At 71.4% G+C, this 24,121-nt stretch carries 19 protein-coding genes and 2 pseudogenes; 4 read left to right on the top strand and 17 right to left on the bottom strand.

What is annotated here, in order from left to right:
- Positions 1 to 7 precede the first annotated feature (7 nt).
- On the bottom strand, positions 8 to 892 hold the full coding sequence (locus ACIOMQ_RS21490; protein ID WP_362206953.1) for an ABC transporter substrate-binding protein: 885 nt from the start codon (positions 890 to 892) through the stop codon (positions 8 to 10).
- A gap of 411 nt (positions 893 to 1,303) precedes the next feature.
- On the opposite strand from ACIOMQ_RS21490, the gene ACIOMQ_RS21485 reads away from it, so the two are divergent.
- The gene (locus tag ACIOMQ_RS21485) at positions 1,304 to 4,681 is read left to right on the top strand and encodes an AfsR/SARP family transcriptional regulator (RefSeq protein WP_402189861.1); all 3,378 of its coding nucleotides are present in this window, start codon (positions 1,304 to 1,306) and stop codon (positions 4,679 to 4,681) included.
- Here the strand turns inward: ACIOMQ_RS21485 and ACIOMQ_RS21480 are convergent.
- Both ACIOMQ_RS21480 and ACIOMQ_RS21475 read right to left on the bottom strand, forming a co-directional pair.
- The gene (locus ACIOMQ_RS21480; protein ID WP_401941035.1) at positions 4,669 to 5,799 is read right to left on the bottom strand and encodes a serine hydrolase domain-containing protein; all 1,131 of its coding nucleotides are present in this window, start codon (positions 5,797 to 5,799) and stop codon (positions 4,669 to 4,671) included. The genes ACIOMQ_RS21485 and ACIOMQ_RS21480 overlap by 13 nt on opposite strands.
- A gap of 531 nt (positions 5,800 to 6,330) precedes the next feature.
- Positions 6,331 to 7,314 (bottom strand): LuxR family transcriptional regulator, encoded by a 984-nt coding sequence (locus ACIOMQ_RS21475; RefSeq protein ID WP_401754593.1) that lies wholly within the window; start codon positions 7,312 to 7,314, stop codon positions 6,331 to 6,333.
- Between the two features lie 217 nt (positions 7,315 to 7,531).
- Here ACIOMQ_RS21475 and ACIOMQ_RS21470 point away from each other — a divergent pair, with 217 nt between their 5' ends.
- On the top strand, positions 7,532 to 8,944 hold the full coding sequence (locus ACIOMQ_RS21470; RefSeq protein ID WP_402189859.1) for an aminopeptidase P family protein: 1,413 nt from the start codon (positions 7,532 to 7,534) through the stop codon (positions 8,942 to 8,944).
- Between the two features lie 228 nt (positions 8,945 to 9,172).
- On the opposite strand, the gene ACIOMQ_RS21465 is transcribed toward ACIOMQ_RS21470, so the two are convergent.
- Complete coding sequence (locus tag ACIOMQ_RS21465; protein ID WP_402189857.1) at positions 9,173 to 9,724, bottom strand: hypothetical protein; 552 nt, start codon at positions 9,722 to 9,724, stop codon at positions 9,173 to 9,175.
- A gap of 106 nt (positions 9,725 to 9,830) precedes the next feature.
- On the opposite strand from ACIOMQ_RS21465, the gene ACIOMQ_RS21460 reads away from it, so the two are divergent.
- Positions 9,831 to 10,205, top strand: a complete 375-nt coding sequence (locus ACIOMQ_RS21460) for a hypothetical protein (protein WP_401754601.1) — start codon at positions 9,831 to 9,833, stop codon at positions 10,203 to 10,205.
- A pseudogene (locus ACIOMQ_RS21455) lies at positions 10,144 to 10,482 on the top strand (transposase); the annotation flags it as partial. The gene ACIOMQ_RS21460 and the pseudogene ACIOMQ_RS21455, both read left to right, overlap by 62 nt.
- Positions 10,483 to 10,604: 122 nt before the next feature.
- Here ACIOMQ_RS21455 and ACIOMQ_RS21450 read toward each other — a convergent pair.
- From ACIOMQ_RS21450 to ACIOMQ_RS21390, 13 genes and pseudogenes are all read right to left on the bottom strand, one after another.
- Positions 10,605 to 11,867 carry a ricin-type beta-trefoil lectin domain protein gene (locus ACIOMQ_RS21450; RefSeq protein ID WP_402189855.1) on the bottom strand — a complete coding sequence of 421 codons (1,263 nt, stop codon included), beginning with the start codon at positions 11,865 to 11,867 and terminating at the stop codon, positions 10,605 to 10,607.
- 832 nt (positions 11,868 to 12,699) lie between these two features.
- On the bottom strand, positions 12,700 to 13,677 hold the full coding sequence (locus ACIOMQ_RS21445; RefSeq protein ID WP_401265008.1) for an MBL fold metallo-hydrolase: 978 nt from the start codon (positions 13,675 to 13,677) through the stop codon (positions 12,700 to 12,702).
- Positions 13,674 to 14,129, bottom strand: coding sequence for a PaaI family thioesterase (locus tag ACIOMQ_RS21440; RefSeq protein WP_401265005.1), 456 nt, complete (start codon positions 14,127 to 14,129; stop codon positions 13,674 to 13,676). The genes ACIOMQ_RS21445 and ACIOMQ_RS21440 overlap by 4 nt, the downstream gene beginning before the upstream one ends.
- Positions 14,024 to 14,668: a methyltransferase domain-containing protein gene (locus ACIOMQ_RS21435; RefSeq protein ID WP_362206963.1), complete on the bottom strand. Its 645-nt coding sequence runs from the start codon at positions 14,666 to 14,668 to the stop codon at positions 14,024 to 14,026. Before ACIOMQ_RS21435 ends, ACIOMQ_RS21440 begins: the two co-directional genes overlap by 106 nt.
- Before the next feature lie 313 nt (positions 14,669 to 14,981).
- Complete coding sequence (locus tag ACIOMQ_RS21430; RefSeq protein ID WP_402189850.1) at positions 14,982 to 16,895, bottom strand: DUF4157 domain-containing protein; 1,914 nt, start codon at positions 16,893 to 16,895, stop codon at positions 14,982 to 14,984.
- A 200-nt stretch (positions 16,896 to 17,095) separates the two neighbouring features.
- Positions 17,096 to 17,869 carry an NADase-type glycan-binding domain-containing protein gene (locus ACIOMQ_RS21425; protein WP_362207028.1) on the bottom strand — a complete coding sequence of 258 codons (774 nt, stop codon included), beginning with the start codon at positions 17,867 to 17,869 and terminating at the stop codon, positions 17,096 to 17,098.
- Positions 17,870 to 18,196: 327 nt separating this feature from the next.
- Positions 18,197 to 18,256: pseudogene (locus tag ACIOMQ_RS21420) on the bottom strand (zinc ribbon domain-containing protein); the annotation flags it as partial.
- Between the two features lie 4 nt (positions 18,257 to 18,260).
- Positions 18,261 to 18,824, bottom strand: a complete 564-nt coding sequence (locus ACIOMQ_RS21415) for a phage tail protein (protein WP_401264996.1) — start codon at positions 18,822 to 18,824, stop codon at positions 18,261 to 18,263.
- A complete protein-coding gene (locus tag ACIOMQ_RS21410; protein WP_362206965.1) occupies positions 18,821 to 20,782 on the bottom strand; it encodes a putative baseplate assembly protein in 1,962 nt (653 codons plus the stop codon). Before ACIOMQ_RS21410 ends, ACIOMQ_RS21415 begins: the two co-directional genes overlap by 4 nt.
- On the bottom strand, positions 20,782 to 21,207 hold the full coding sequence (locus tag ACIOMQ_RS21405; protein WP_362206966.1) for a GPW/gp25 family protein: 426 nt from the start codon (positions 21,205 to 21,207) through the stop codon (positions 20,782 to 20,784). Before ACIOMQ_RS21405 ends, ACIOMQ_RS21410 begins: the two co-directional genes overlap by 1 nt.
- Positions 21,204 to 21,521 carry a PAAR domain-containing protein gene (locus tag ACIOMQ_RS21400; RefSeq protein ID WP_383068594.1) on the bottom strand — a complete coding sequence of 106 codons (318 nt, stop codon included), beginning with the start codon at positions 21,519 to 21,521 and terminating at the stop codon, positions 21,204 to 21,206. Before ACIOMQ_RS21400 ends, ACIOMQ_RS21405 begins: the two co-directional genes overlap by 4 nt.
- A 58-nt stretch (positions 21,522 to 21,579) precedes the next feature.
- Positions 21,580 to 23,346, bottom strand: coding sequence for a VgrG-related protein (locus ACIOMQ_RS21395; protein ID WP_362206968.1), 1,767 nt, complete (start codon positions 23,344 to 23,346; stop codon positions 21,580 to 21,582).
- Positions 23,343 to 24,065, bottom strand: coding sequence for a LysM peptidoglycan-binding domain-containing protein (locus ACIOMQ_RS21390; protein WP_362206969.1), 723 nt, complete (start codon positions 24,063 to 24,065; stop codon positions 23,343 to 23,345). The genes ACIOMQ_RS21395 and ACIOMQ_RS21390 overlap by 4 nt, the downstream gene beginning before the upstream one ends.
- Positions 24,066 to 24,121 lie beyond the last annotated feature (56 nt).

Raw genomic sequence — 24,121 nt, 5'->3', positions numbered from 1 at the left:
TCGGTACTCACTGCCCGTCGTTGACGGTGGCCTCGGAAACGGCACTGCCGCCGACGCCCCAGGTGTCGAGAATCTTTCTGTAACCGCCGTCGTCGATCAGCTCCTGGAGGGCCTTTTGGACGGCGTCGCGCAGCCCGCCCTGGCTCTTCGCGACAGCGATGCCCCACGGTGCGGTGCCGTACTGCTTCGGCAGGACCTCGTACGCGCTGTTCTTCTTGGTGAACATCTTGGCGACGGGATAGTCGACGATGGTCGCGACCGCCCGCCCGCTGTCCAACTGGAGCAGCCCGGTCGGCGCGTCCTCGCTCTGCGAGATGCGCATCCTCTCCTGGCACTTGGCGTTCTGCTCCTCGCCGATGTGCAGGTTCGAACTGCCCTTGGCGAGGACGACGGACTTTCCGCACAGGTCCGCGAGGGATGTGATCCCCTGCGGATTGCCCTTCTTCGTCATGATGACGCCACCGGTGCGGAAGTAGTCGACGAAGTCGACCGCCCGGCGCCGCTCGGCGCTGTCCGTCATGGACGACATGACCAGGTCGAAGCGTCCCGATTCCAGACCGGGGATCAGCCCGTCGAAGGCGGCATTGCTGAGTTCGAGCTTCAGCTTGAGCCGCTGGGCGATGGCCTTGGCCAGCCCGGGGTCGACACCGGTGAGCCGTGTGGTCCCGGACTCGTACATCTCCATCGGCGGATAGCCGACCGCGGTGGCCACACGCAGCACACCCTTCTGCCGGTGCTGCGCGGGGACCAGCTCGGCCGCGGTCCGGCCGGCGGTGGCCTGCGAGGAACTGCCGGACGGGGCATCGCCCTGGCCGGAGCGCCCACAGGCGGTGGCCGCGAGGACCACCACGGCCAGGGCTGCCAGACAGCGCAGAGAACGGGGACGATTCATAGGATTTCTCCCTTACGGGGTGGCGGTGCGCCGATGCTGGCAGCCGCGCCCGGGTGAACGGAAGATGATGAAGCTATTCATGCCTGACCATCGAAATCTGTACGGGTGCGGGCCCCATGGGCGAGGACCCCGAATGGGAACGGGGGGATCCGATGCGACAGCCGCTCTGTGCGGGCCTCTTCCACCCTGACGACCATGGCGGCGACGGGACCCGGCCGGTGCGGCACGTGCTCGGCACCGTGTCGGCCCGGACGGGAACCGTTCGAGCGATGGTTTGGGTGGCCCCGAGGTGGGACTGCCGGTTGCAGCCGGCCGGGACGTGGTCGGTCTTGCAGAAGAGGATGTCGGCTGCCTGAGGCGCGTGCGCCACTGACTTGACAATCAAGCAGGTGGTGCTGCGATAGTCGGCGCGTGCGTATCGGCCTCCTCGGACCCCTGGTGCTGGACACCGGAACCGGCCCGATGCCGGTCGGTGGCCCGCGGCTGCGGGCGCTGCTGGCCAGGCTGGTGATGGACGCCGGGCGCGCTGTGCGGCCGGAGGTCCTGGCCGAGGCGCTGTGGGCTGAGGCTCCGCCCGCCGACCGGGCGAATGCTCTGCAGTCGCTGGTGTCCCGGTTGAGGCGCGTCTTGGGCGACCCCGTGCTGCTCACCTCCGGACCGGCCGGATACCGGCTGGCCATCGAAGCGGATGCGGTGGACGCCGTCCGGTTCGAGCGGCTGGCCCGCGCGGGTCGGCGCCTGCACGCCCAGGCCCGGCCCGCCGAGGCTGCCGCCACCTTGCGGGAGGCCCTGAGCCTGTGGCGCGGCCCCGCCCTGGCGGACGTGCGCGAGGCACCCTTCGCCGACGCCGAGGCCGAGCGGCTCGAACGGGCACGGTTGGCCGCCCTGGGGGACCGGATCGAGGCCGACCTCGCTCTGGGAACCGACCCCGACCTGGTCGCCGAGCTCGAATCGTTGACAGCAGACCATCCGCTGCACGAACGGCTGCATGCCCAGCTCATCCGGGCCATGGCCGCCGGCGGCCGGGGCGCCGAGGCGCTGGCCGCCTACCAGCGGCTGCGCGGCAGGCTGGCCGACACCTTCGGCAGCGACCCCGGACCGCAGCTGCAGGCAGCTCATCTCGCGGTGCTGCGCGGCGAGATCCCCCAGCCGAAGGCCGAGCCCCAGCCGAAGACCCACCCCCAGCCGAAACCCGACCACCAGCCGCAGCACCACCAGCGAGCCCGCCGGTCGTCGTCGAAGGGCAACCTGGACGCTCCGCTGACCAGCTTCGTGGGCCGCGAGGACGACGTCCGCCGGGTGGTCGAGCTGCTCGGTCGGGCCAGGCTGGTCACCCTGGTCGGCCCCGGAGGAGCCGGCAAGACCCGGCTGGCCAACACCAGCGGTCGGCAGCTCACTCCGTCGGGCGGGGTGTGGTTCGTCGCCCTGGCTCCGGTCGGCGCGGACGACGTGCCCCGCGCGGTGCTCGACGCCCTGCGGGCGCGCGAGGCCGGCGCGCTCAAGCGCACTCCGGCACCGGACCGCCCGCCCACGGCACCGGGCAGCACCCCTGGTTCCCCCGAGGAGATCCTGGACCGGCTGGTCGAGGCGCTGGGGTACGACGATCTGGTGCTGGTGCTGGACAACTGCGAGCACGTGGTCGAGGCCGCCGCGACGCTTGCCGAGACCCTGCTCGGCCGGTGCCCCCGGCTGCGGGTCCTGGCCACCAGCCGGGAGCCGCTGTGGATCGGCGGCGAGACCCTGCACCCGGTGCTCTCCCTGGCACTGCCGGAACCGGGCTCCACGGTCCGGCAGGCCCGCGCCTGCGCGGCGATCCAGCTGTTCTACGACCGGGCCGCCGCGGTCCGTCCCGGCTTCGCCGCGGAGGGCGGCTCGCCGGACGGCGGCACGCCGGCGGCAGTGGTCGAGATCTGCCGCCGCCTGGACGGCCTGCCCCTGGCGATCGAACTGGCCGCGGCACGGTTGCGCACCCTGCCGATCGAGGTGGTCGCGGCCCGACTGGACGACCGGTTCAGGCTGCTCACCGGGGGCAGCCGCACCGCACTGCCCCGGCACCGGACCCTGCGCGCCGTAGTGGCCTGGAGCTGGGACCTGCTGGACACCGACGAGCGAGCGCTCCTGGAACGGCTGTCGGTGGTGCCCGGTGGCTTCACCGAGGACGCGGCGCAGGCGGTCGGCGGGCTCGACGCCCGACTCTGCGACGTCCAGGAGCTGCTGACGGCGCTGGCCGACAAGTCCCTGCTGCACCCGATCGGCGCCGACGACACGGGCGAACCGCGCTACCGGATGCTGGAGACCATCCGGGAGTACGGCCTGGAGCAGCTCGCCCGGCGCGGGGAGATCGATGCCGTCCGCGGACGGCATGCCGGGTTCTTTCTCGAACTGGCCGAGGCCGCGGAACCCCGCCTGCGCACCCGCGAACAGCTGCGCTGGCTGGCCCGGCTGTCGGCCGAACGAGACAACCTGCTGGCCGCCATCCGCTGGGCGGTCGAGTCCGGGGACGCCGGCACGGCGGTCCGGTTCGGCGCCGCGCTGTGCTGGTTCTGGACCATGCGGGACAACCCGCCGGAGTCGCTGGATCTGCTCGGCCGGGTGCTCGGCGTACCCGGGCCGTCCGATCCGGTGGCCCACGCGACGGTGGTCGCGGCCCATGCGCTCGCCACCCAGGCCATCAGCCGGCCGGAGGAGACGGAAGCCGCCTTCGGCCGGATCGGGCAGGCGATGGAGGGCATCGCCCCCGGAGCCCATCCCCTGCTGGAACTGGCCCGGTTGGCCGCCGCGGTCGCCGTACCGACGCCGCAGGATCAGGGCGCCGCGACGGAGTCGGCCCCGGGTGCGACCGACGTGCCGGAAGAACCGGATGAGCCGGACGACGAGTCGGAGGACCCCTGGAGGCGGGCGTTCGGGCTGCTGGTCCGGGGCCTGCTGGCCATGCACACCGGGAACGTCACCCGAGCGAAGGACTGCCTCACCCGCGCGCGGACCGGCTTCGAGGAGCTCGGGGAACGGTGGGGCCTGGCGATCACCCTGAGCACCCTCGGGTCGATCCTGCGGCTGTCCGGCGAACTGGCCGGTGTGCTGGCGATGAACGAGCAGGCCACCCGGTACTTCCTGGAGCTCGGTATGCAGGAGTACACGATCGAGAACGAGGTGCAATCCGCTCTGATCCACGCTCAGGCGGGGGACGCGGACGGCGGGCGTCGGCAGTTGGAGGGCCTGCTCGACCAGGTGGCGCAGACCGAGTCGGCGGAGCCGTGGGCCCAGGTGCGCCTGGGCCTGGCCCAGCTGGAGTGGCGCGCCGGACGGCTGGGGCCGGCCCGCGAACACGCACGGGCCGGACTGGCTGAGACGCCACCCGGCCAGGCGATCCCGTCGCACCTCGCCGCCCTGCTGCTGGGAGTGCTCGCCCAGGTGGACGCGGCGGACGGTTTTCCGGACGACGCGGTACGCCGGCTCGACCATCCGGCGGTGCACCTGATGCTGACCTGGGACACTCCGGTCGCGCCCCGGATCGCGGTGGTGGTCGCCGGAATCGAGCTGTGCCGCGACCGGCCGGGTAGAGCGGGACAGCTGCTCGGGGCCGCCGCCACGCTGCGAGGCTCGGACGATCTCGGTGACGCCGACGTGCGGAGGATCGCCCAGCGGGCCACTGCCGACCTGGGAGTCGCCGGGTTCGCGGCAGCACACGCCGCGGGCGCGACGATGCCGCGGAGCGGGGCCAGAGACCTGGTGTCCGCGGTCATCGCCGCGCCCGAGCTCCGCCCGGGCTGCTCCGCTCAGCCGGTTTGAGACGCGGCCGGGGCGGTCGGAGCCGGTTTGCCGAACATGGCGCAGGTCACGGCCGTCCGGAGTGCCTGGTCGGCCTCGGCGATCTCCGGGTCGGCCTCGAACTCGAACAAGAACTCCGTCGGGACGAGGACGGTGGCGGTGCGACTGCCGGTCCTGTCGGTCATGTTGCTACTGGAATAGCCGGTTATTCCTCCGTCGTGGGCCCAGATGGTGCCGCAGGGTGTCGAGCCCGTCTCGATGCCCAGCCCGGAGCCCGGCCCGTTCTCCGGGTTCTTCGGGTCCATCGGGACGGTGGCGCGCATCTCTTCCAGCTGGGCCGCGGGCAGCAACGTGCCCGACATCAACGCGGTATAGAAGCGCGACCAGTCCTGCGCGGTGGACACCACCGCCCCGGCGGCACCGCCCCAACTCGGGTCGTTGCCGGAGACGTCCACGTGACCGTCGTGGCGCGCCCCGGCAACCTCCTTGAACTCGGCGGGCACGCCCGGTGGCATGTGGTCGGAGTCCGGTTCGTAGCCATGAGCATGCTGGCCACGCCAGCTGGAGCCCGTGGCGAAGTAGGTGTGCTTCAGATTCAGTGGCCGGGCGATCCGGTCACGGATCAGGTCGGCGAGGCTCGCCCCGGTGACCTGTTCGAGGACGGCGCCGACCGCGGCGTAGTCGGTGTTGCTGTACGACCACTTCGTGCCCGGGGCGAACAGCGGCTCGTGCTTCACGCCCAGGGCGAGCAGCTCCGTGGAGGTCCACTGCCGCCTGTCCTTGCCGAGGATCGACTGCAGGAGCGCGGTGTCCTCGGTGTAGTCGAAGAGGCCGCTCGTGTGGTTCAGCAGCATCCGCAGCGTGATCGCCTCGCCGTTCGGGACCTTGCCCGGCAACCATTTCTCCACCGGGTCGCTCAGGGCGAGCTTGTCCTCGGCCGCCAGCAGCAGAACGAGAGTGGCCATCATGGTCTTGGTGTTGGAACCCATCCGGAACTCGTCTCCCACGTCGAGCCGGTGATCCCGCTCGGCCCAGGGAGCCTGCTCGGCGATCTCGATGGGCTTGCCGCGGCCATCGTCCACCCGCACGATCACACCCGGCGCCCCGGCGTCCACCAGCTTCTGCGTCAACAGCGTCAACCGGGCCCGCTGCGCCTCGGCCCCACCCCGGGCCGTGGCGTGCGCGGACTGAACGGCCGGTACAGCCCGAGAGGGAGCCGGGGACGCGGCACATGCCGCCAGGCTCAGGGCCAGAGCCGATGTCGTCACAAGAGTCGGCGCCACCCGCAGTCGACGCGACCACGCAGCACGATCCGAAGAAAAAGTACGTTGGGACATTGATCCGTTCCTCTGGGCAATGGGTGACCTGGACGACCTCAGCCTCGGACCTGCGGCTGGCAGCGCACGCACAGCACGCTGTCAGGCGCACCGATGTGGTCACGGCCGCTTCAAGTGGTGCCGTGGTGCCTGGGTGCCGGCGCACACCTGCATGCGCTCAGGGAGGTACGACCGGCAGGGCGCGGCCACTGATCACCGACAGCGGGCCCCGATGCCGGAGCTACGGTGAAGTGGCACGCGGCCTTCTGCAGCGGATCAGGAAGGTGGCAGCCCTCCCCGCCGGCCGAGCACGTTCGAGCCGCTCGCGTCGGTTTCGCCCGGCCGCGTACCGGCTCACAACCACCCGCAGCGCTGTGCCTGGAGGGCCATCTGGAAGCGGTTCGCGGCGCCCAGCCGGGCCATCAGGATCTGCACGCGGCGGAACAGCGTGCGGCGGCTGATGCCCAACTCGCGGGCGATGACGTCGTCGCTCGCGCCGCCCGCGAGGAGCCACAGCAGGCGACGGTCCGCGGGTGGCAGACCACCCGGGCGGGCGGTGCGGCCGTGGAACGGCAGGGCGCTCAGCCAGGACTGCTCGAACAGTGCCACGAGCGCGGAGAGCAGGCCGCACGGCTGTACGACCAGCATGGTGTTGTGCACGTCGGCCTCTTTGATCGACAACGACACGAGTGCGTACGCCTCGTCGATGATCACGAGTTTGACCGGCACCGACGGCAGCACCCTGGCCTGTTCGCCGGCCTTGATGCACGGTTCGACGGCTTCCTTCAGGTGACCCGGATGCTCCAGCGACTCCCGCGAGTACACGACACGCTGCGTCACACCGCGGGCGAGCGTGGCCAGCGCGTCGTCCGTGGCCCCGGACAAGGGGAAATACGGAGGCGACTCGAACTGCCGGATCTGATCGCGGGCGCTCGCCCAGGCCTGACGAATCCTGGGGCCGATGGCGTCGCCGGTGACGACCTCGACGAGGTTGTCGTTGTACGCGGCGAGCCGCTGTCGCCGGAAGGACTCGAACGCGCCTCCGACCGTGATGCGCGACTCCTCGACCTCGGCCGCCCGGTGCCGGGCGAGGATCTCCAGGCCCGCGGTGGGCGGAACCGGGGCCACCACATCCCCGTCCGCCTCGACGGCACTGGCCAGGCCGGCGTCGACGAGTGCGGTGTACGCCGTGGCGAGTTCCGCACCGCCCAGACCGGTCGCGGTTTTGATCGCACTCAGCGGAGCGGGGGCCAGCTCCAGCAGCGCCCGATAGACCTGGCCCGCCGCGTGACCGATTCCCAGAAGCCGAAGGGCCTCGCCGAGTTTCGCGTTCGTCATACCGAGCATTATCGACGGCTCCTGTCGGGGCTGTGGCCGATCTGTGCCAGTGGCAGTCTTCGGCACCGAACGCGCGCGGGGCCGGATACCGTCCGGGAGTCGCCGACGACCGGCGGCAGCGAGGGCGCCCGGGCCGCACCGGGAGGGAGCCCGGCCTGTCCGCAGGGCCTCCCTGTCTCTCGCCGCCGAGAAACTCACCCAGAAGAAGGTGCATGACGTGGCCAAGGGCCGAAAGAACGGTCTCTACTCAGGGATCTCCGAGGAACTGTCCGCCCTGATGCGGGCGGGGTGGGCGGACACCGAGCGGCACGACCTGCGGCTCGACGAGCAGGCTCCGTACGCGGCCCGCCGCCGCGCCGCGCTCTCCGCGCGCTTCCCCGGCGAACGCCTGGTGATCCCGTCGGGGAATCTCAAGGCCCGTTCGAACGACGACACCTACCCGTTCCGCCCGTACTCGGGCTACGTGCACATGACCGGAGACCGGGCCCGGGACGGCGCGCTCGTCCTCGAACCCCGTGCGGACGGCGGCCACGACGCCTACTGCTACCAGTTGCCGCGGGACAGCAGGGACACCGACGAGTTCTGGACCGGTGCCACGGCGGAGCTGTGGATGGGCCGGCGCCGCGCCCTCGCCGAGTCGGAGACCGTGCTCGGCCTGCCCTGCCGCGACGTCCGCTCGGCGGCCCGTGACCTGGCCGGCGCCTCCGGTGCGCCGACCCGGATCGTCCGAGGTCTCGACCCGTCTCTGGAGGCCGCCGTCACCACCGAAGAGGAGCGCGACGCCGAACTGGAAGAGGCACTCGGCGATCTCCGCCTCGTCAAGGACGACTGGGAGATCACCGAGCTCCGCAAGGCCGTGGACTCCACCGTGCGCGGATTCACCGATGCGATCGGTGAGCTCTCCGGGGCGGTCGCGTCGTCCGAGCGGTGGATCGAGGGCACGTTCTTCCGCCGCGCACGCCTTGAGGGCAACTCCGTGGGCTACGGCTCGATCTGCGCCGCGGGCGAGCACGCCACGATCATGCACTGGACGGACAACGACGGTCCGGTGCGCCCGGGGGAGCTGCTCCTGCTCGACGCCGGCGTGGAGACGCACACCCTCTACACCGCCGACGTCACCCGCACGCTTCCGATCAGCGGGACCTTTACGCCCCTGCAGCGCAAGGTCTACGACGCGGTGTACGAGGCCCAGGAGGCAGGCATGGCCGCCGTCAAGCCGGGCGCCGCGTACCGCGACTTCCACGAGGCGTCCCAGCGCCATCTGGCGGCCCGGCTGGTCGAGTGGGGCTTCATCGAAGCCCCGGCCGACCGCGCGTACGAACTCGGCCTCCAGCGCCGCTTCACCATGGCGGGCACCGGTCACATGCTCGGTCTGGACGTCCATGACTGCGCGCAGGCCCGGCAGGAGGAGTACGTCGACGGTGTGCTGGAGCCGGGCATGGTGCTCACGGTCGAGCCCGGCCTGTACTTCCAGCCGGACGATCTCACCGTGCCCGAGGAGTGGCGCGGAATCGGCGTCCGGATCGAGGACGACCTGGTCGTCACCGACGACGGCCACGAGAACCTGTCCGCGGGCCTGCCGCGATCGGCGGACGACGTCGAGGCGTGGATGGCCCGGTTCGCAGGTTGAACGCGTCGAGGGCCGGACAACCGGTACTCGGAGTGGAGGGACCACTTCGAGCGCGGGGTGAGGTAGCGGACCGTCACCGCGCGGCCCGCGCCCGGTCCTGTGCGGTGCCGTTCTCCCCGAGCTCGGCCATGTTCAGTGGCGGCCGGTGGACGGGGAGCTGCTCACCAGGTCGGCCATCCAGTCGTGGTCGGGACAGAAGTGCCGCCGGCCGGTGAGGGTGTGCCAGGGCTAGTTGTGCTCGGTGTCGATGCTGAACGGTGAGTACCGTCGGTCGGGGGCCTCCTTGTCCGACCACTCGAAACTGGCGCCGACCTGCACGGGCCGTTCCTGGGTGTCGGAGAACACCACCGGGCGCTCCGCGACCGACGCGGCCAGTTCCGGGAGCCCGGATCCGGGTCCGACGCGGTCGGCGCGATGGCCGAACCCCTCCGCCGCGAGGCGCCCGGTGGTGGTGCCGGACGGGGCCAGGATCGCCTCGCACATGTTGTCCGCATCGAGCAGCGGCCGCCCGAGGGCCGCTCCCCGGGTGGCCGCGCCGCATCGCGTCGCCACCCGACCTGCCTCCGGGCCCGGCGTGACGGTCACCCCTTTGACCGTCACGCCGCACTCCTCGGCCAGGGGCCCGAACGCGGCCATCCGGTCCGCGACTGCGGTGTAGTCCCGCTCGACCAGTGTCACCGCCGGTGCGTTGCGTCCTGGTTCCGGCGGGGCCCGTCCGTCGCGCCAGTCGGTGACGCGACCACCCGGCTGGGCCGTCTCCCCCTCCGTGTCGTGCTGCACGCCGACCCGGCATGGTTCGACCGGTATCGACCCGCCCGGAGGACTACTGGCTGCCATCGGGCCAGGGCAAGCGGACCGAGCTGGCTGAACAACCGGCCAGGACGGAATGCGCCTGCTCACCGACGTCTACACGCCCGACGCACCCGTATGGCTGCACGAGCTGCCCGCCGTCCAGGTCCTGCGCCGGGCATGGGTGCAGCAGTACGTCGTCGACGCGGAAGACGGGGTGCCGCGGCGGGACCCAAAAGCCTGCCCGCCAGGCGCATTACGCCTGGTCAGTCCCTATGACGCCGAAGCCCGCGCGAGCGTGAAACGCGACTTCAAATGGGACGGCTTCAAAGCCCATCACCCTGACCGGCCCCATCCAGAGCGGCAGATCGGCCCAGACCGCCGGCCCCTACAACCAGTTCGCTTTCACCGTGGACTGGGACGCCAAGACGGTGATCTGCCCAAACGGCAAGACCTCTCGCCAGTGGCGTGATGCGTTCTCCATCCGAGACGCTCCGATCATCCGGATCGCCTTCTCGCCCACCGACTGCCGTCCCTGCCCCGCCCGTCCCCAGTGCATCAGCTCCAACCGAGCCATCAAGCGGGAGATCACCCTGCGGCCCCGCGCAGAACGCGAAGCGATCCAACAGGCCTGTGCCGCCCGGGGAACACCCGAGTGGCGGGCACGCTACGCGGCCCGCAACGGCATCGAGGGCACCATCTCCCACGCCGTCCACACAGCAGGTCTGCGGCAAAGCCGCTACCGAGGACTCGCCAAGACCCGGCTCCAACACCAGCTCACCTCAGCCGCGGTCAACCTTGCCCGTCTCGATGTCTGGACCGCGGACAGGCCCCGGGCCAGGTCTCCGGGGCCGGGTCGACGCACGGGGCTTCATTCGCCCCACTGCCAGTACTGTTCGGGTTGGGCCGGCGCGGCGCAGTCGGAGAGGGTCAGCCGGGGGCTGGGGTGGTCCCGATCGTTCCAATGGGCGGGGAACTCGCGGTCGTCCTGGTGCAGGCAGTGGTTGCCGCTGCCCTCGATCCGCACTGCCGTGCGCTTCCACGTCGGGCTCTTCCACGGCACACGGGTCCATTTCTGGTTCGGACTTCCGCCGCGGCAGGGTTCGAGCCGGACCCGCGGGCCGTCGGCCGTGAGACAGGAGTCCGGCTCGTTCCGGAGCCCGATCGTGCCGTCCCGCCTCATCCTCCACCGCTGCCCGGCGGATCCGTCACACGCGTGGATGCGGACTGTCCGGTTCCCCGGCGAACCGTCTGCCGCGTCGAGGCACTGGGCCGGATCCGGGCCGGTGAAGTACGTGGTCCGGCCGATGTCTCCGAGGATCTCACCGGGCCGTGGAGAGCGATGGACCTGTTCGTACTGACGATGGAGCCACAGTTTCCAGTCTTCTTGCAGCGAACCGCGGTAGGGAGGTACGTTCGCGCACCATCCGGTGGCGCGGCACCGGCGTTTGGCAATGTACCAACGTGCCACCCGCTCCTTCTCCGCCGCCTGCCCGGGCGTGAGGTTCGCCTTCATCGCCGACATCGTGTACGCGAGGTACGACATCACGGGAACTCCGAGGGCGTAGCCCACCTTCCTGAAGTACCGGGCCGCGATGCCGTGGTCGCTGTGGTCGACACCGCCGCCGAGGCCGAACGCGAACGATGCGTTGTCGTGGTCCATGGTCAGGACACGTTCCGCACGGCTGCTCCTGACCAGGGTGGAGAGGGTCGCGAGCAGCCGTTGCTCGCTGTAGCGCGGGGCGCCCAGGAATCCGTAGACGCTCTTCTTGGTTCCGTCGAAGAGCTTGAGCACGCTGTTCGCTTCCTGGCCGTGCGGAAGCCCGTCGTGGAGATCGAGGAAGGTCAGTCGGACGTCAGCGCTCCGGGCTCTGCCGTCGAGCAGGAACGACCGGACCCGGATGTCGCCGACCTGCACATCGGACTGGTCCCAGTCGTCGGCGGCTCCCGCCATGGCCGCATAGGCCGACCGTACCCCGTACTCCCTGCGGTCCACGTACTCCAGTGCCTTGATGCGGTTCGCGATGGCATCGTCTCCCGCGGTCAGATAGACGGTGTGGAGCGGGCATCTCTCCCGGATGGTCCGCATGATCTCCGGGTTCATGAAGAACAGGTCGTCGTCGGGGTGTGCCACGCCCACCAGGGTGCGACGGCAATGGGACGGGTCCTTCTGCGAGTTGGCCGCCGTGCCGGGGCGGGAAGGCGGGGTCGGTTCGGAGGAGCAGCCGGAGCCCGACAGGGCGCAGAGGACCACGGCCGCAGCCAGTGCGCGGAATGTGTGCCGCGGGCGACGGTGACTCCCGTGGTCCCTCGACATCTTCCCGCCCATCCGTGGCCTCGTCCCTTGCCGGGTGCTCCTCCAGCGGATGATCAACGCATGGGGCGAACGGAACCAACCGACGCGCCGGGGGCACACCCGGTCGGCGGTCGGACACGGTAGGCCGTATGCCTCTGAGGAGCTTCCGTCTTCAGGCCGGGCCGGCCGGCCCGGCCCTGCCGCCGTCCGGCCGTCGCTCCGTCCTGTCGGCGCCGCGGCACCGGTCCCGTACCACCAGGGGCACGCACCACAGGGATGCGGCTCCGGGTGTCGGGTGTCCGACGGCGTCTGCGCTGCCGGCGGCTGCCCGAGGCGGTCGTGCAGTGCCCGGTGGCCGGTGGCGGACACGTCGAGCGCGCGTGTCGTGCCGATCCGCGTGACTCAGCCGACCGTGAGGGCGTGGCTGCACACGGCGGCACCCACCGCGCCGGCCAGGTGGGGCCGACCGGAGACCGCTCGCCGTCCTGGTCCGGACCCGAGACGCACCAGGTGATCGGCGGGGCGTTCTGCGCGACGCCGCCCGGACTTCGCGGCCGAGGTGACGGCAGGAACGTTCCCGGGGCCGGAGCACACCTTCCGACGACTGGAGTCGGGGCGCAGCGGACGGCGAGCAGCTGCGCGACTGCTTGCCGCCCATGCTCGCCGCGAGTCACCGGGGCTCCGTCGCCGGCCACACACGCGGGTACGGCACGCGCAGTGACTCCGGTGCGACCGGGGTGTGTTCGGCGGCTGCGTGGAGGCGTCCGTCGCGCAGGACGACGGCGCCGCTGCGGAGCGTCGTGGTGGTCAGCTCGGCGGCGAGCGTCTCGGCTGTGCGGCCCAGGAGCCGTGCGGCGTCGGTCAGCCAGGCCCGCGCGTGCAGGTAGGACTCGACCTCGTCGGCCGGGATGCCGCCGCGGATCATCAGGGCGAACGAGAAGATCCGCCGGGCCCCGTACCAGACCGCTCCGTCCGGGTCGTCCACGAGACGCCGGGACCGGCGCAGGGCGCCGGCGAACGCCGCATCGGGATCCGTCAGTACGGGCCCGTGCGAGGGGAGCAGTACGCGCGGGGCGAGGTCGGCCATCCGCTTCAAGGAGGCGAGCGCCGTCGTGGCCGCGTCGAGACCGTCGAGGGCGAGGTTCACCCAACCGACGTCGTAGTCCGACAGCGCGTCCCCGACCACCAGCAGTCGCTCCTCCGGCTGCCACAGCGCCAGATGCCCGGGGGTATGCCCGGGCGTGCGGATGACCTCCCAGTCGGCTTCCCCGAGCCGGAGGATCTGTCCGTCGTCGAGCGATACGTCGACCGTGTAGGGGGCGACCGGCTGGTCGAGGTACTCGGCCGCGCAGCAGCCCGGGTCCCTGCGGGAGATCGCCTCCGCCTCCGGTGCTCCGGCCGCGATGCTGGCGCCCCTCGCCTGGAGGAGGGCGTTGCCGCCGACGTGATCGGAGTGCCAGTGGGTGTTCACGACCAGGCCGATGTCCCCGGCGTGGGCGCGGGCCCAGTCGGCCGTCTCCTCGGCATGGGCGACGAACCCGCTGTCGACCAGGACCGGTTGGCGTCCTGGCAGCAGCAGCGCATTGGCATCGGGGAACGGCCTCTGCCGCCAGGTCATCCAGGACGGCAACGACGGCTGCGGGCTCACGGAGCGGGCCTGTCCACGCGGATCAGCGTCTGCTGTCCGTTGGCGACGAGCTTCCGCCGTCCGTCCTGGACGCCGAACACCTCCAGTTTGCACACGGTCAGGGTGCGTCCGGACTTCAGGACGGTCCCGACCGCCTCGATGCGGTCACCCACGGCGGGCGCCAGCAGGTTGATCTTGTACTCGACGGTGAGTACCTCGGTGTTCTCGGGAAACAGCGTGAAGGCGGCATAGCCGCCGGCGGTGTCCGCGATGGCGCTGGTGGCGTCGGCGTGGAAGTAGCCGTGCTGCTGGGTGACTTCGGGGCGGCTCGGGAGCGCGATGTGCACGCATCCGGGTCCGATGTGGGTCATCCGTGCACCGAGATGGCCCATGAGCCCTTGACTGTCGAAGCCGGCCCGGATGCGTGCCTGCACCTCGGGGCTCGCCTGTTCCTGCTGCGTCGGGTCTTCCACGTGTTCTCCTTCGACGGACACCGCGGTCTGTGAACGGGGAAGGCGGGCCGGCAGCCGGACAGGCGTTCCGCCGACGGGAACCCACCGATGACGATCATCATGGCACCGCAGGCGTCGGAGCCATCGGCGGCGGGAAGGGCGCCGGTGTCGGCGCGACAGCGGACCGGTGAGCGTCCGGCGGCTCGGCGGAGCATCTGCTCGGACAGGTCGATGCTGATCACGGTGGGGAAGGTGCCGGCGAGCAGGGGGCTGAACAGGCCCGTTCCGGAGCCGAGTTCCCAGCAGGGGTCGTGCGGGATGGGGCCGCCGCGGGCCAGGGCATCGTGCAGCGGGTCGTCGCGGCCGGTGGCCTGCCCGGTGTCCCGGGAGGCGGCGTACCGGTCGAACAGGTCGGAGAAGAAGCGGGCTGCCTCAGGTGTCCGGAGGCGCCGGCCCGCGGTCAGGTCGCGGGCGAAGGCCCGGAAGGATTCCGCCGTGTCGTGCGACGGGATGGGCTTGCCGTCCGGACTGGGCGGGATGCGCGGCAACGTGTCGGTCACATCGGCCAGTTGAACACGGGTGGAGGGTGCGGGGGATCGGCCCCGGGGTGGAACAGAGCGTGCATCCCCGGGTGGAGATCTGCCGGGATCGGTGCTGCCCTTCAAACGGGCCGGGCCCCTGTCGTCAGCGTCTCCGACGGCACCTCCCCGGCCCGGCGACCCAGGCCGTGCCCTTCGGCAGGGGGCAACAGCCGTGCCGCGCCCGGAGGCCGGCGCCCCTCTTGCGGGACCGCGAAGAACCACGGGGCGGGCGCCCGGCGGAGCCACACCCGGCGCCCGTCCCGCTGCACAGGAAGAGGAAACAGGCCCGTGGTCAATTTGCGTACTCGACGTTCTGCGCGTCGACGTGTACGGAGGCCGGGACCATGGCCTGCGGGCGGACCACGTCCTTGAACAGGAAGAGCGCCAGGTCTTTCGCACTCTTGCTGCGCAGTGTCTTTCCCGCCTGCGGATCCACTTCACTGATCCGGGCCACGTCTGCCAGGAGCCGTTCGACAAGGCCGGGGATGATGTCCGGGCCGACCAGCAAGTTCTGGTGCAGCAACTCGGGGCGCTCCAGAACGGACTTCTGAGGCCCGGTGTAGCGCTGCCTGGATTTGGTTTCCTCGGCTATCTGCGTCCGAATCCTGTTCAACTCCCCGCGGCGTTCGACGGTCATGGGCCGCGGCGGTTCGGAAGCCGGCAGCTTCGGGTCACGCTTGAACTCACGCAATTTCGTGATGTTCTTGTTTTCCCTGAGGAACCGGTTCACGTTCTTGGTGCGGGACTGGACCTCGGGAGGGTCGGAGCGTTCCACCAGCAAGGTCGGGAACTCCCGTGCGGCGAAGTCGCTGAGCATCACCCAGCCATTGCTGAGCAGCCCCGACTCCTTCAGGCCGAGGGATATCCGGGCCTCGTTTCCGAAGCGAGAACCCCGGAAGCCGCTCTCGGGTGCTTCGATGTAGAAGAACACGAAGCCCGTGTTGGCCAGTGCGTGGACGTCGTACGTGTCCGTATTGTTCGCGCCACCACCGTGGTCCGTCTCCAGCTTCGCCCTCGACTGCAGTCCGCTGCTGAGCACGCCCTCAATCCGTTCCTTCGGGGCGTAGTGGCGGACCATGAAGCCATTCAGCGTCCGTTCCAACTCGTCCCGCATTCCCTTGTACCATTCGAGATCATTGGGGATGTTCGCGTTCTCTTCCCGCAGCCCCTGCAGGTTCCCGGCCGAGAGCTTCTCGAAGTAGGGTCTGCCGGTCTCGCCCACAGCGGCCGTGTTCATCGGGAAGTCCTCGTCCGTCCAGAGCAGTCCCTGCTGGGTCATCAGGTCGTAGGGGCCGTCCGGCGTGCTCATGGTTGCCTGAAGGGACGTCAGCTCGTCGGTGACGTGCTTCAGTTCGCTCTCCACGACGTCGCGGATGCTGCTCGGGCCGTTCGGGAGCAGGCTCTGAATCCTCCCCAGTTCCCTTGCCTGCTCATTGAGGTCCAAGTCCGTCAGCTTGTCGTACCGCTTCACGATCTCGGCCACGTCGGCCGGCAGGTCGTCCTCCGCGAGCTGGTCGTGCAGCGAGGTGGCGGTGCGGCGTTGCAGGACGGGACCGGTGCCGGAAGCCGTGCTCCGCTCCGCACAGCCGTGCGGAGCCGGTGAGTCCGGCACCGGTCCGGCCATCACGCGCGCCGCGTTCGCCTCCGCCGCCCGCTCGAAGCGGTCGCCCGGGTGCGAGAGGTACAGCCCCGCGCCGTTGTCCGTCCCCGCCACGGTTCCTCGACGCTGCTGGATCACGTGCGTGAGTTCGTGGGCGAGGGTGTGCTTGTCGGTGCCGCCGGCGCCGACCACGACGTGGCTGCCCGATGTGTACGCGCGGGCGCCGACTTCGGCGGCGGACGCCCTGGCGGCGCTGTCGTTGTGGATGCGGACGTCGGAGAAGTCGGCTTGGAGACGTGCCTCCATCTCGGTTCGGGTCGCCTCGTCCAGGGGCTTGCCGCCGGTGCGCAGGACGTCGTGGACGGCGGAGCGCTGCACCGCGGGCTGCTCAGCCTGCTGGTGCCCACCGCCCGCCCTGTTCTGATGCTGTTCTTGGGCCCAAGGATGCCCGGCCTGGCGGAGCATCTGGACAACGGCCGCATTCCCGGCCGTGCTCTGCAGCGAGAGGACGCCCTGGGGCGGCATCCGCTCGTCCGCCGTCGGTTTGCGGGCCGATGCGTGCCAGGTCGCCGCAGCGGTTGTCTTCGCGTGGTCGTGATCGTGCAAGGGGATCCTCTTCCCGCGTAGAAATGTTTCTCCTTCTGCATACGTGGCGCCTCGCCGCCTGATCCAGGTACCAAGAGGCAGAGAAGAGAGAGCAAACGGGCACAGTGCGGGGGCCGGCGCCCCGGCGTGGGGCGCCCTGACCCGGCCCGCGTGCAACGGCGTCGGCGAGACCCTGGCCCGCTCCCCGGCGGTGCTCGGCCTCAGGTGCGCTTGAAGAACTCGACCTCCCCGACCGCGATGGGCCGCCCCTCGCCCTGGTGCGACGCGGCCCGCAGCACGAGCCGGACGGAGACGACATCGCTGATGCCGGTCCGTACCGTCTGCGGGCCCGGCTTGTCGTTGAGCGTCAGTGCCTTCTCGTGGACCTTGCCGTCCGCCGTGGTGACGATCAGATCGGCCCGAGTGGGCCTCGCCCCCTGCCGGAACTCCTGGGGCTCCTTCGACACACCGGTGTGCACCATGACGCCGACCAGCCGGAACGGCCTGTCGAAGACACAGGTCAAGGACGAGCCGAGCGTGGGTGCCCCCCAGTACGTGTTGGTCACTCCGTCGATGGCCGCGGTCGCCGGATGGCCGGGAGCCTGGGAGCTCGCGGTGACCTTTGCCGGGCTGATCTCCGCCGTTCCGCCGAGCTTGTCCCGCACGTCCTCGAAGAGGTAGCGCCCGGCCGGCAGGAGCAGGAAGCCCGCGAACAGCAGCCCGACGACCGCCAGTACCAGCAGGGTCCGCCGCAGCGCCCGGCCCGATCCGCCCCGCACGCGGCGGCGGAACGGCCACACCGTGCGCCACCACGGCAGCGGCTTCGGCTGCTCCCGGGCGTGCAGCGGTGCGGCGCAGAGCCGGCAGAACCGGCGTTCCGGCAGGTTCGGGGTGCCGCACGCCGGGCACGGCGGCCCGTCGGGTTTCTCGTCCGCTGCCACGGGTCTGACGACGGGCCGCCGGGCGATCGGCTTGGCCGGCTGCACCGCCACCACGGGCACGTCCTCCTCCGCCGGTGGTTCCGGCAGGACCGGGGCGGGCTGCGCCGGCCGCGGGGGCGGTTCCGGGGCCGCCGCGGGCTCCGCGGGGGGCGGTCCGGCAGGCTCCGGTGTGCGGAACCGCGTGGGTTCCACCGGCGGTTCGGGGCGCGGGGAGGGCGGGGGCCCGGCCGCGGGATCTGCGGTCTCAGGGGCGCTACCGGTCTCGGGAGCGGCTGGAGCTCGGGTCGTGGGCCCGGCTGCCGGTTCTGCCGGGCCGACAGGTTCCGCGGCGGCCGGAGGGTTCCGCGGTGGCCGGGAGGACCAGCCCAGGTAGGAACCGCAGTTCCCGCAGAATTCGTCGTCCTCGCGGTTGGCGCTACCGCACGCCGGACACGAGCGCATCTGGTCAGCCTCCTGACTCGTCGGGCGGGCCCGGCAGGATCTCCACCCGGCACGTGAGGTGTACGGGGCACGAGGCCGCGACGACGTCGTGGACGCGGCTCGCGTCCACCGGCCCTCCGCGCACCGCCCAGACCCGGACCAGCAGTTCTCCGGTCGGAGCCGGAGGCAGCTCGGCGCCCGGCTCCGACGACCACGCGACGCCGCCGCCGTCCTGGACGTCGGCATGCACGCCGAAGCAGAGCCGGAGATGTTCGATCAGGCCGCGGCGGGTGCCGCGCCACCGGTGCAGGTCGACGGCGCGGGCGACGACGGCCCGCCGCAGCTCCTCGGGCCACGCCGGATCGATGTCGGCGCCCACCCAGGACGACAGCCAGGGCAGGAAGTCGGCCGGGGCCAGCGCCGGGTCGAAGTAGGCGGGGAGGTTGTCCAGGGTGGACAGGACGGGCGCCAGGACGGTGTCGAGGCCCGCCGTGAATCGCTGGGCCAGGTCGTCGTCCGCGTACAGCGCGGGCAGCAGCCCGCCGATCGGATAGCGGCTGGCGAGCCCGGGTACCGCAGCCCTCGTCATGAGCCGTCACCGGCCCCGCTCGCGGTGACCACGACCTGGTGCTGGTGCGAGAAGACCAAGGCGCTCGGGGCGACGTCCATCCGCTCCACGGCCGCCCCGCGCCGGCCGGTGATCGGGTCCGCGGGAAACAGCCGTACCTCGTCCACCAGGCCCACCCCCCGCACGCCCTGGAGTACGGCGAAGACCTCGCCGTACTGCACCGGCCTGCCGAACGGCCACCCCGTCCCCTCCGCTCCGCCCCGCAGGGGGTCGATGTGGCGGAACAGCGCCGCGAGCGCCTCCGTGCGGACCCGGTCCGCGTCAACACCGGCCGCCACCAGCCTGGCGACCACGGTGACGCCCTGGTACACGGGCGGTTCCACCACCAGCCGGGTACCGACCAGCCGCCGTTCGTCGAGCCGCGCCGCGACCGCCGAGAGCACGGAGTCCGGCGGGATCAGCTGCTCGAACCGCAGCTGACCGCCCTCGTCGGCGACCGCGTCGGGTACCACCAGGACCCGCACCGCACCGCCCTCGCCCGCAACGGCGGGCAGGCACCGGACCCTGCGCAGGGAAGGCGCGGCCTCGCGGGCGATGACCTCGTAGTCGTCGGCCGTGACCGCCCGCTCCTGCACCCGAAGGATGTTGGGCGCCCGGATCTTCGCGTTCTCCACCGTCTCGCCGTCGACCCCGCCGCGGGCCGCTTCGCGGTTGTCCACGCCCGCCACGTACGGCACCGAGCTGCGCAGCACGCAGATGGCGCCCCGGGCGACATTCCCGGCTGCCCCGCCGCCCGTCCGGTAGCGGGGGATCCGCAGCTGTGCGCCCTTCTCGGGCACCGCACCGTAGGCGCGCATCGTCCCGTCCGGCTCGCGTACCTCCGGCGGGAACGCGAACTCGCCGGAGACGGCGTCGATCCGCACGTGCCGGTCGTCCGGGGAGGAGGCGCCGAAGTGCTCCACGGCGGTCCACACCTGCCAGCCGTCCACGGAGGACACCTGGACGACCGGCGGCTCACCGTCCAGCAGCAGCGGCGCCCTGCTCACGGAGAACCGCTGCCCGGCGACGCCCTCGGAGACGCCGAGCGGAACGTCGAGGACGGTCTCCGCGTGTTCGACGCCCATCGTGCCGCCGACGGTGAACACCTCGGCCTCCCGGATCGTCGGCGACTCCGAGTAGAACGGCTGGCCCGGTTCCGGCGCGGTGACCCGGCAGCGCAGCCATCCCGCCCGGGTTCCCGCGGTCACCGACGTGGTGTGTCCGGCGGGGACGAACACGATCACCTCGCCGGGCCTGTTCAGCCCGCCGGTGCTGTCGGTGCCGGTCTGGCACGTGACCCAGCGGGCACCGTCCCACGCCTCCCACACCAGTGGCGGCTGCCGCGGGTCGACGCCCACGCCCTCCACCCGGCTGTCCAGGCGTACGGCGACGATGCACCGGGGCACGGCGGTGGGCAGCCCGAACAGCAGGGCGTCGCCGGGCTCCGGCCGGGGCTGGAAGCACGGGATGTCCTTGCCGGCGCCGAGCGGCGCGGTGCGGTCGGTCTGGTCGCCCGACACCGGCGCGGTGACCAGCCGGACCAGCGAACTCGGCACGATCGCCAGGTCGTCGGAGGTGGAGAACACCACTGCCTCCTCGGCCTCACCGCGCGAGGTGGCGACCTCCGTGCCTGCCGGGAGCCGCACGGTCTCCGGCTGCGGCGCGGACAGCCAGAAGTCGACCTCCGCCCGCGCCACCGACGGCGGGAACAACGTGACGCCGAGCAGGTCGAGGAAGGCCGAGTAGTTCTTGTCCGGCACCCGGTTCAGCCGGTAGAGCAGCTGGTCGACCATGTACGCGAACGTTTCGATGAGTGTGACGCCGGGGTCCGACACGTTGTGGTCGGTCCACTCGGGAGCGCGCTGCTGGACGTACCGCTTGGCCTCGTCGACGAGCTGCTGGAAGCGCCGGTCGTCCAGGTTGGGGGAGGGCAGGGCCATCAGCGCACCCCCGCTTCTTCGGATCCTTCGGAGGAAGGGATGGTGTAGAAGGGGAAGACGAGGTTGCGCAGGTCGTTCGTGGCCCGCACGGTGTAGTGGACGTCGATGTACAAGGTGCCCTCCTCGACGGCGTCGAAAGCGATCACCACGTCGGTCACCTCGATGCGCGGCTCCCACCGCTCCAGCGACGTGCGGACCTCGTGCGCGATGCGCCCGGCGGTGGCGCCGTCACCGGGTGCGAAGACGTAGTCGTGAATGCCGCAGCCGAACTCCGGGCGCATCGGCCGCTCGCCCGGTGCCGTGCCGAGCACCAGCCCGATCGCCTCCTCGATCTCCCGGTCCCGCTCGACCATGCCGATGCCGCCCGTGGCGCCGACCCGCAGCGGGAAGCCCCAGCCGCGTCCGATGAACCCGCCGCCGCTCACATCGGGCCCCCGATCAGTACGTTCGGCGCACCGCTGATGATGGGCGCGCCGCAGGTGGTGGTGTCCCGCATCCGGGCGGCGGGCAGCCCGCCGATCAGGACCTGACCGGTGACCGCGGCGGCCGGGTTGGGCATGATCACATTCCCGGGCCCGAGCGCGGCGTGCGGCGGGACGACGCACACGTGCAGGCTCCCGGCGACGGCCGCGGGCCGACCGCCGATCAGCACGGTGGCGACGGCCACCGCACCCGGGGGCGGGGTGCCGATGAGGCCGCCGTGGGCGGTGCTGTCGCCCGTGCGGGCTGCGGGGGGCATGCTGGCTGTTCTCCTTGCTGTCAGAGGGACTTCCGCCGCGGTCGGACCGCATGGGGCGTCAGTTGATGCGGATGAGCTTGGCCTTGAGAACGGCGAGCAGTCCGCCGTCCACGGTGACTCCCGTCCTGCCGTTGACGGTCACCGAGCGTCCCTTCACGTTCACCTCACCCGTACCGGCGTCGAGCGTGATACCGGACGCGGAGAGGGTCACGGAGCTCAGCGTCCGGGTGCCGCCGGGGGCGGACACCGTCAGCGCGATCTCGCCCCGCCGCTCGTCCAGTGTGACTTCGAGCCGCTTGTCGCCGGTGGCCAGCCGGACGCCGGACGGTCCGCGCGGGGCGTCCAGCAGTTCGAGCCGGTTCCCGGAACGGGAGACCAGTGAGCGGCGGTTGACCTTGCCGCTGGTCGGATCGACCAGCGGCACGTCGTGCGGCGAGGGCTTGTCGACCCCGTTGTAGAGGCCGCCCAGCACATAGGGGCTGTCCAGCAGCCCCTGCTCGAACCCGACCAGCACCTCGTCGTTGACCTCGGGACTGAACACCCCGCCACCGCCCTGGCCGCCCCACTGCACCGTACGGACCCAGTCGGTCACATAGGTGTCGTCGAGCCAGGGGAACTTCAGCCGGACCCAGCCGCGTTCGGCCCTGCCCTCGCGGATGTCGGTGACCACGCCGATCGCGAGACCCGGCATCCGCGGGCCGCGCGAGGGGGCGTTCGAGCCGCTGGTCAGTCCCGCCAGCGAGCGGTCGGGCGCCGCGCTCACCAGCACGGTGGTGCGGTAGCCGCCGTTCGGTTCGAGCACGTGGTGAGCGGCGGTCGCCGTGTAGCGCCCGGCGAACGCCGGTCCCACGTTGCCGAGGGCCACCGGCTCGCCCGCCCGCAGCTGGGGATTGCCCTCGGCGACCGCCTCGATCTCACCGAATCCGGAGCTCACCGAAGCGGCCACCGAACCGGCCACGGCCGTGGCCTCGGCCTGGGTGCGGTACGGGGTGTCGGTGACCGTCATCCGGGCGTTCGGGCCGAACGCCCCGGCTGCCAGCGACGGGCTCATCCCGGGGGACACCGTGTCGCTGCGAATGGACTGCTCGCGGGCCACCAGCCGTGTCTTGGTGTCGACGTTCCAGCCGCGCACCTCCACACTGTCCGCCCCGTCCGCACCGGTCAGCACGGCCCGCAGGGCCAGCAGATTGCGTCCGTACTCCAGGACCATCGGGTGCCGGGCGGCGGAGGTGGCGGGCGAGGGCGCCGACGCGGCGGGCTTCGGCTTCACGAACTGCAACAGGCCCTTGTCGTCCACCCGCACGTGCGCCCCGCTCTCGCCCGCGAGGTACTGGAGGAACTCCCAGTCCGAGACATTGGGCTGGGTCAGCTGCTTGTACATGATGGGCGCGGCCTCGATCCTTCCGCAGGCCAGCCCGGCGCCCGCGGCGACCTTGCGGACGATGTCGGCGGTCTTCATGTTGCGGAACGCCACCACCTTCCGTCCGCGCTGGAGCCGGTGGGCCTTGGAGAAGGCGCGGACCACCGTGAACGAACCGGTGGTGTCGCTGTCCAGCTCGACCGCCGTGACCTCACCGGTGAACAGCCGCTCGCGCACCCGCTCCTGCACGGTGACCACGGATATCTTCAGCGGGGTGCCGATGGTCAGCCCGGTGGCGGTGAGCAGCTTGTGATCGGGGTCCCGGTACGTCAGCACGGCGGTGTCCGGCAGGCCGACGTTCTCGTCCACCACGCAGCTCACCAGCTGGGCCGCCCAGGCCGGTGGCAGCTCACCAGGGGCCTCGACGATCGGATCCGCGGCGAAGGAGCGGCCGGGGGCGGTCATCGGCCGCCCTCCGGAGCGTGATCTTCCAGTCCGGGAACGACCAGCTCCCTGCCGGGGATCAACTGCATCGGGTCGTCCACGTCGTTGGCCTCCGCGATCGTGCGCCACGCGGTGGCGTCGCCGTACTCGCGCCAGGCGAGCAGCGGCAGGCTGTCTCCGGCGACGACCCGGTGCGTGCGACGTGCCTCGCGCGAGCCGGACGTGGGGTTCTGGCCGGCCGGATCCACGCTCGCCTCCTCGATCGACAGGGCGCAGGTGGCGCGCAGCGGCTTCCCGTCGACGTCGAAGAGGGTGTACGAGACGGAGAGGTTGGACAGCACGCCGTCGAACGAGGTCGTCTTCGACGTGCCCCAGTCGAAGCGGACCCAGGGGCTCGCCGGCGTCTTGCGGGCCAGGCTGCTCGGGGTGGGGACACACGCCAGCATCAGCTGCTCCACCGCCTTCTCCACCGAGTTGTCGTGGGTGGCGGTGGAGTCCAGGAAGACCTCCAGGGACAGCGCCCGGGGCCCGCTGCCCACGAATTCGGGCAGCGCGGACTGCCCGGCCATCCGGGACGGCGTCCGCCGCCACTCGGTGCTCTTGCTCAGCGACAGCTTCGCGGGGTTGAACTGCAAGGTGAGCCGGGCGAGGTTCCCGCCCGGTTTGGCGCCGACGGTCGCCGGCGGCTCCATGATGGTCAGCTGGGCGCGGGCACGGCTCGTACGGACAGCGGGTGACATGGCGCTCCTCCCTCCCGATCTTCTCTGTTACCTGTACCTGCTAAGGGATATGACGA

This window comes from Streptomyces sp. NPDC087845, from assembly GCF_044742755.1.
Taxonomy (GTDB): domain Bacteria; phylum Actinomycetota; class Actinomycetes; order Streptomycetales; family Streptomycetaceae; genus Streptomyces.
Note: the sequence above shows the minus strand (reverse complement) of the source record. Positions and strands in the feature narration are given on the sequence as shown.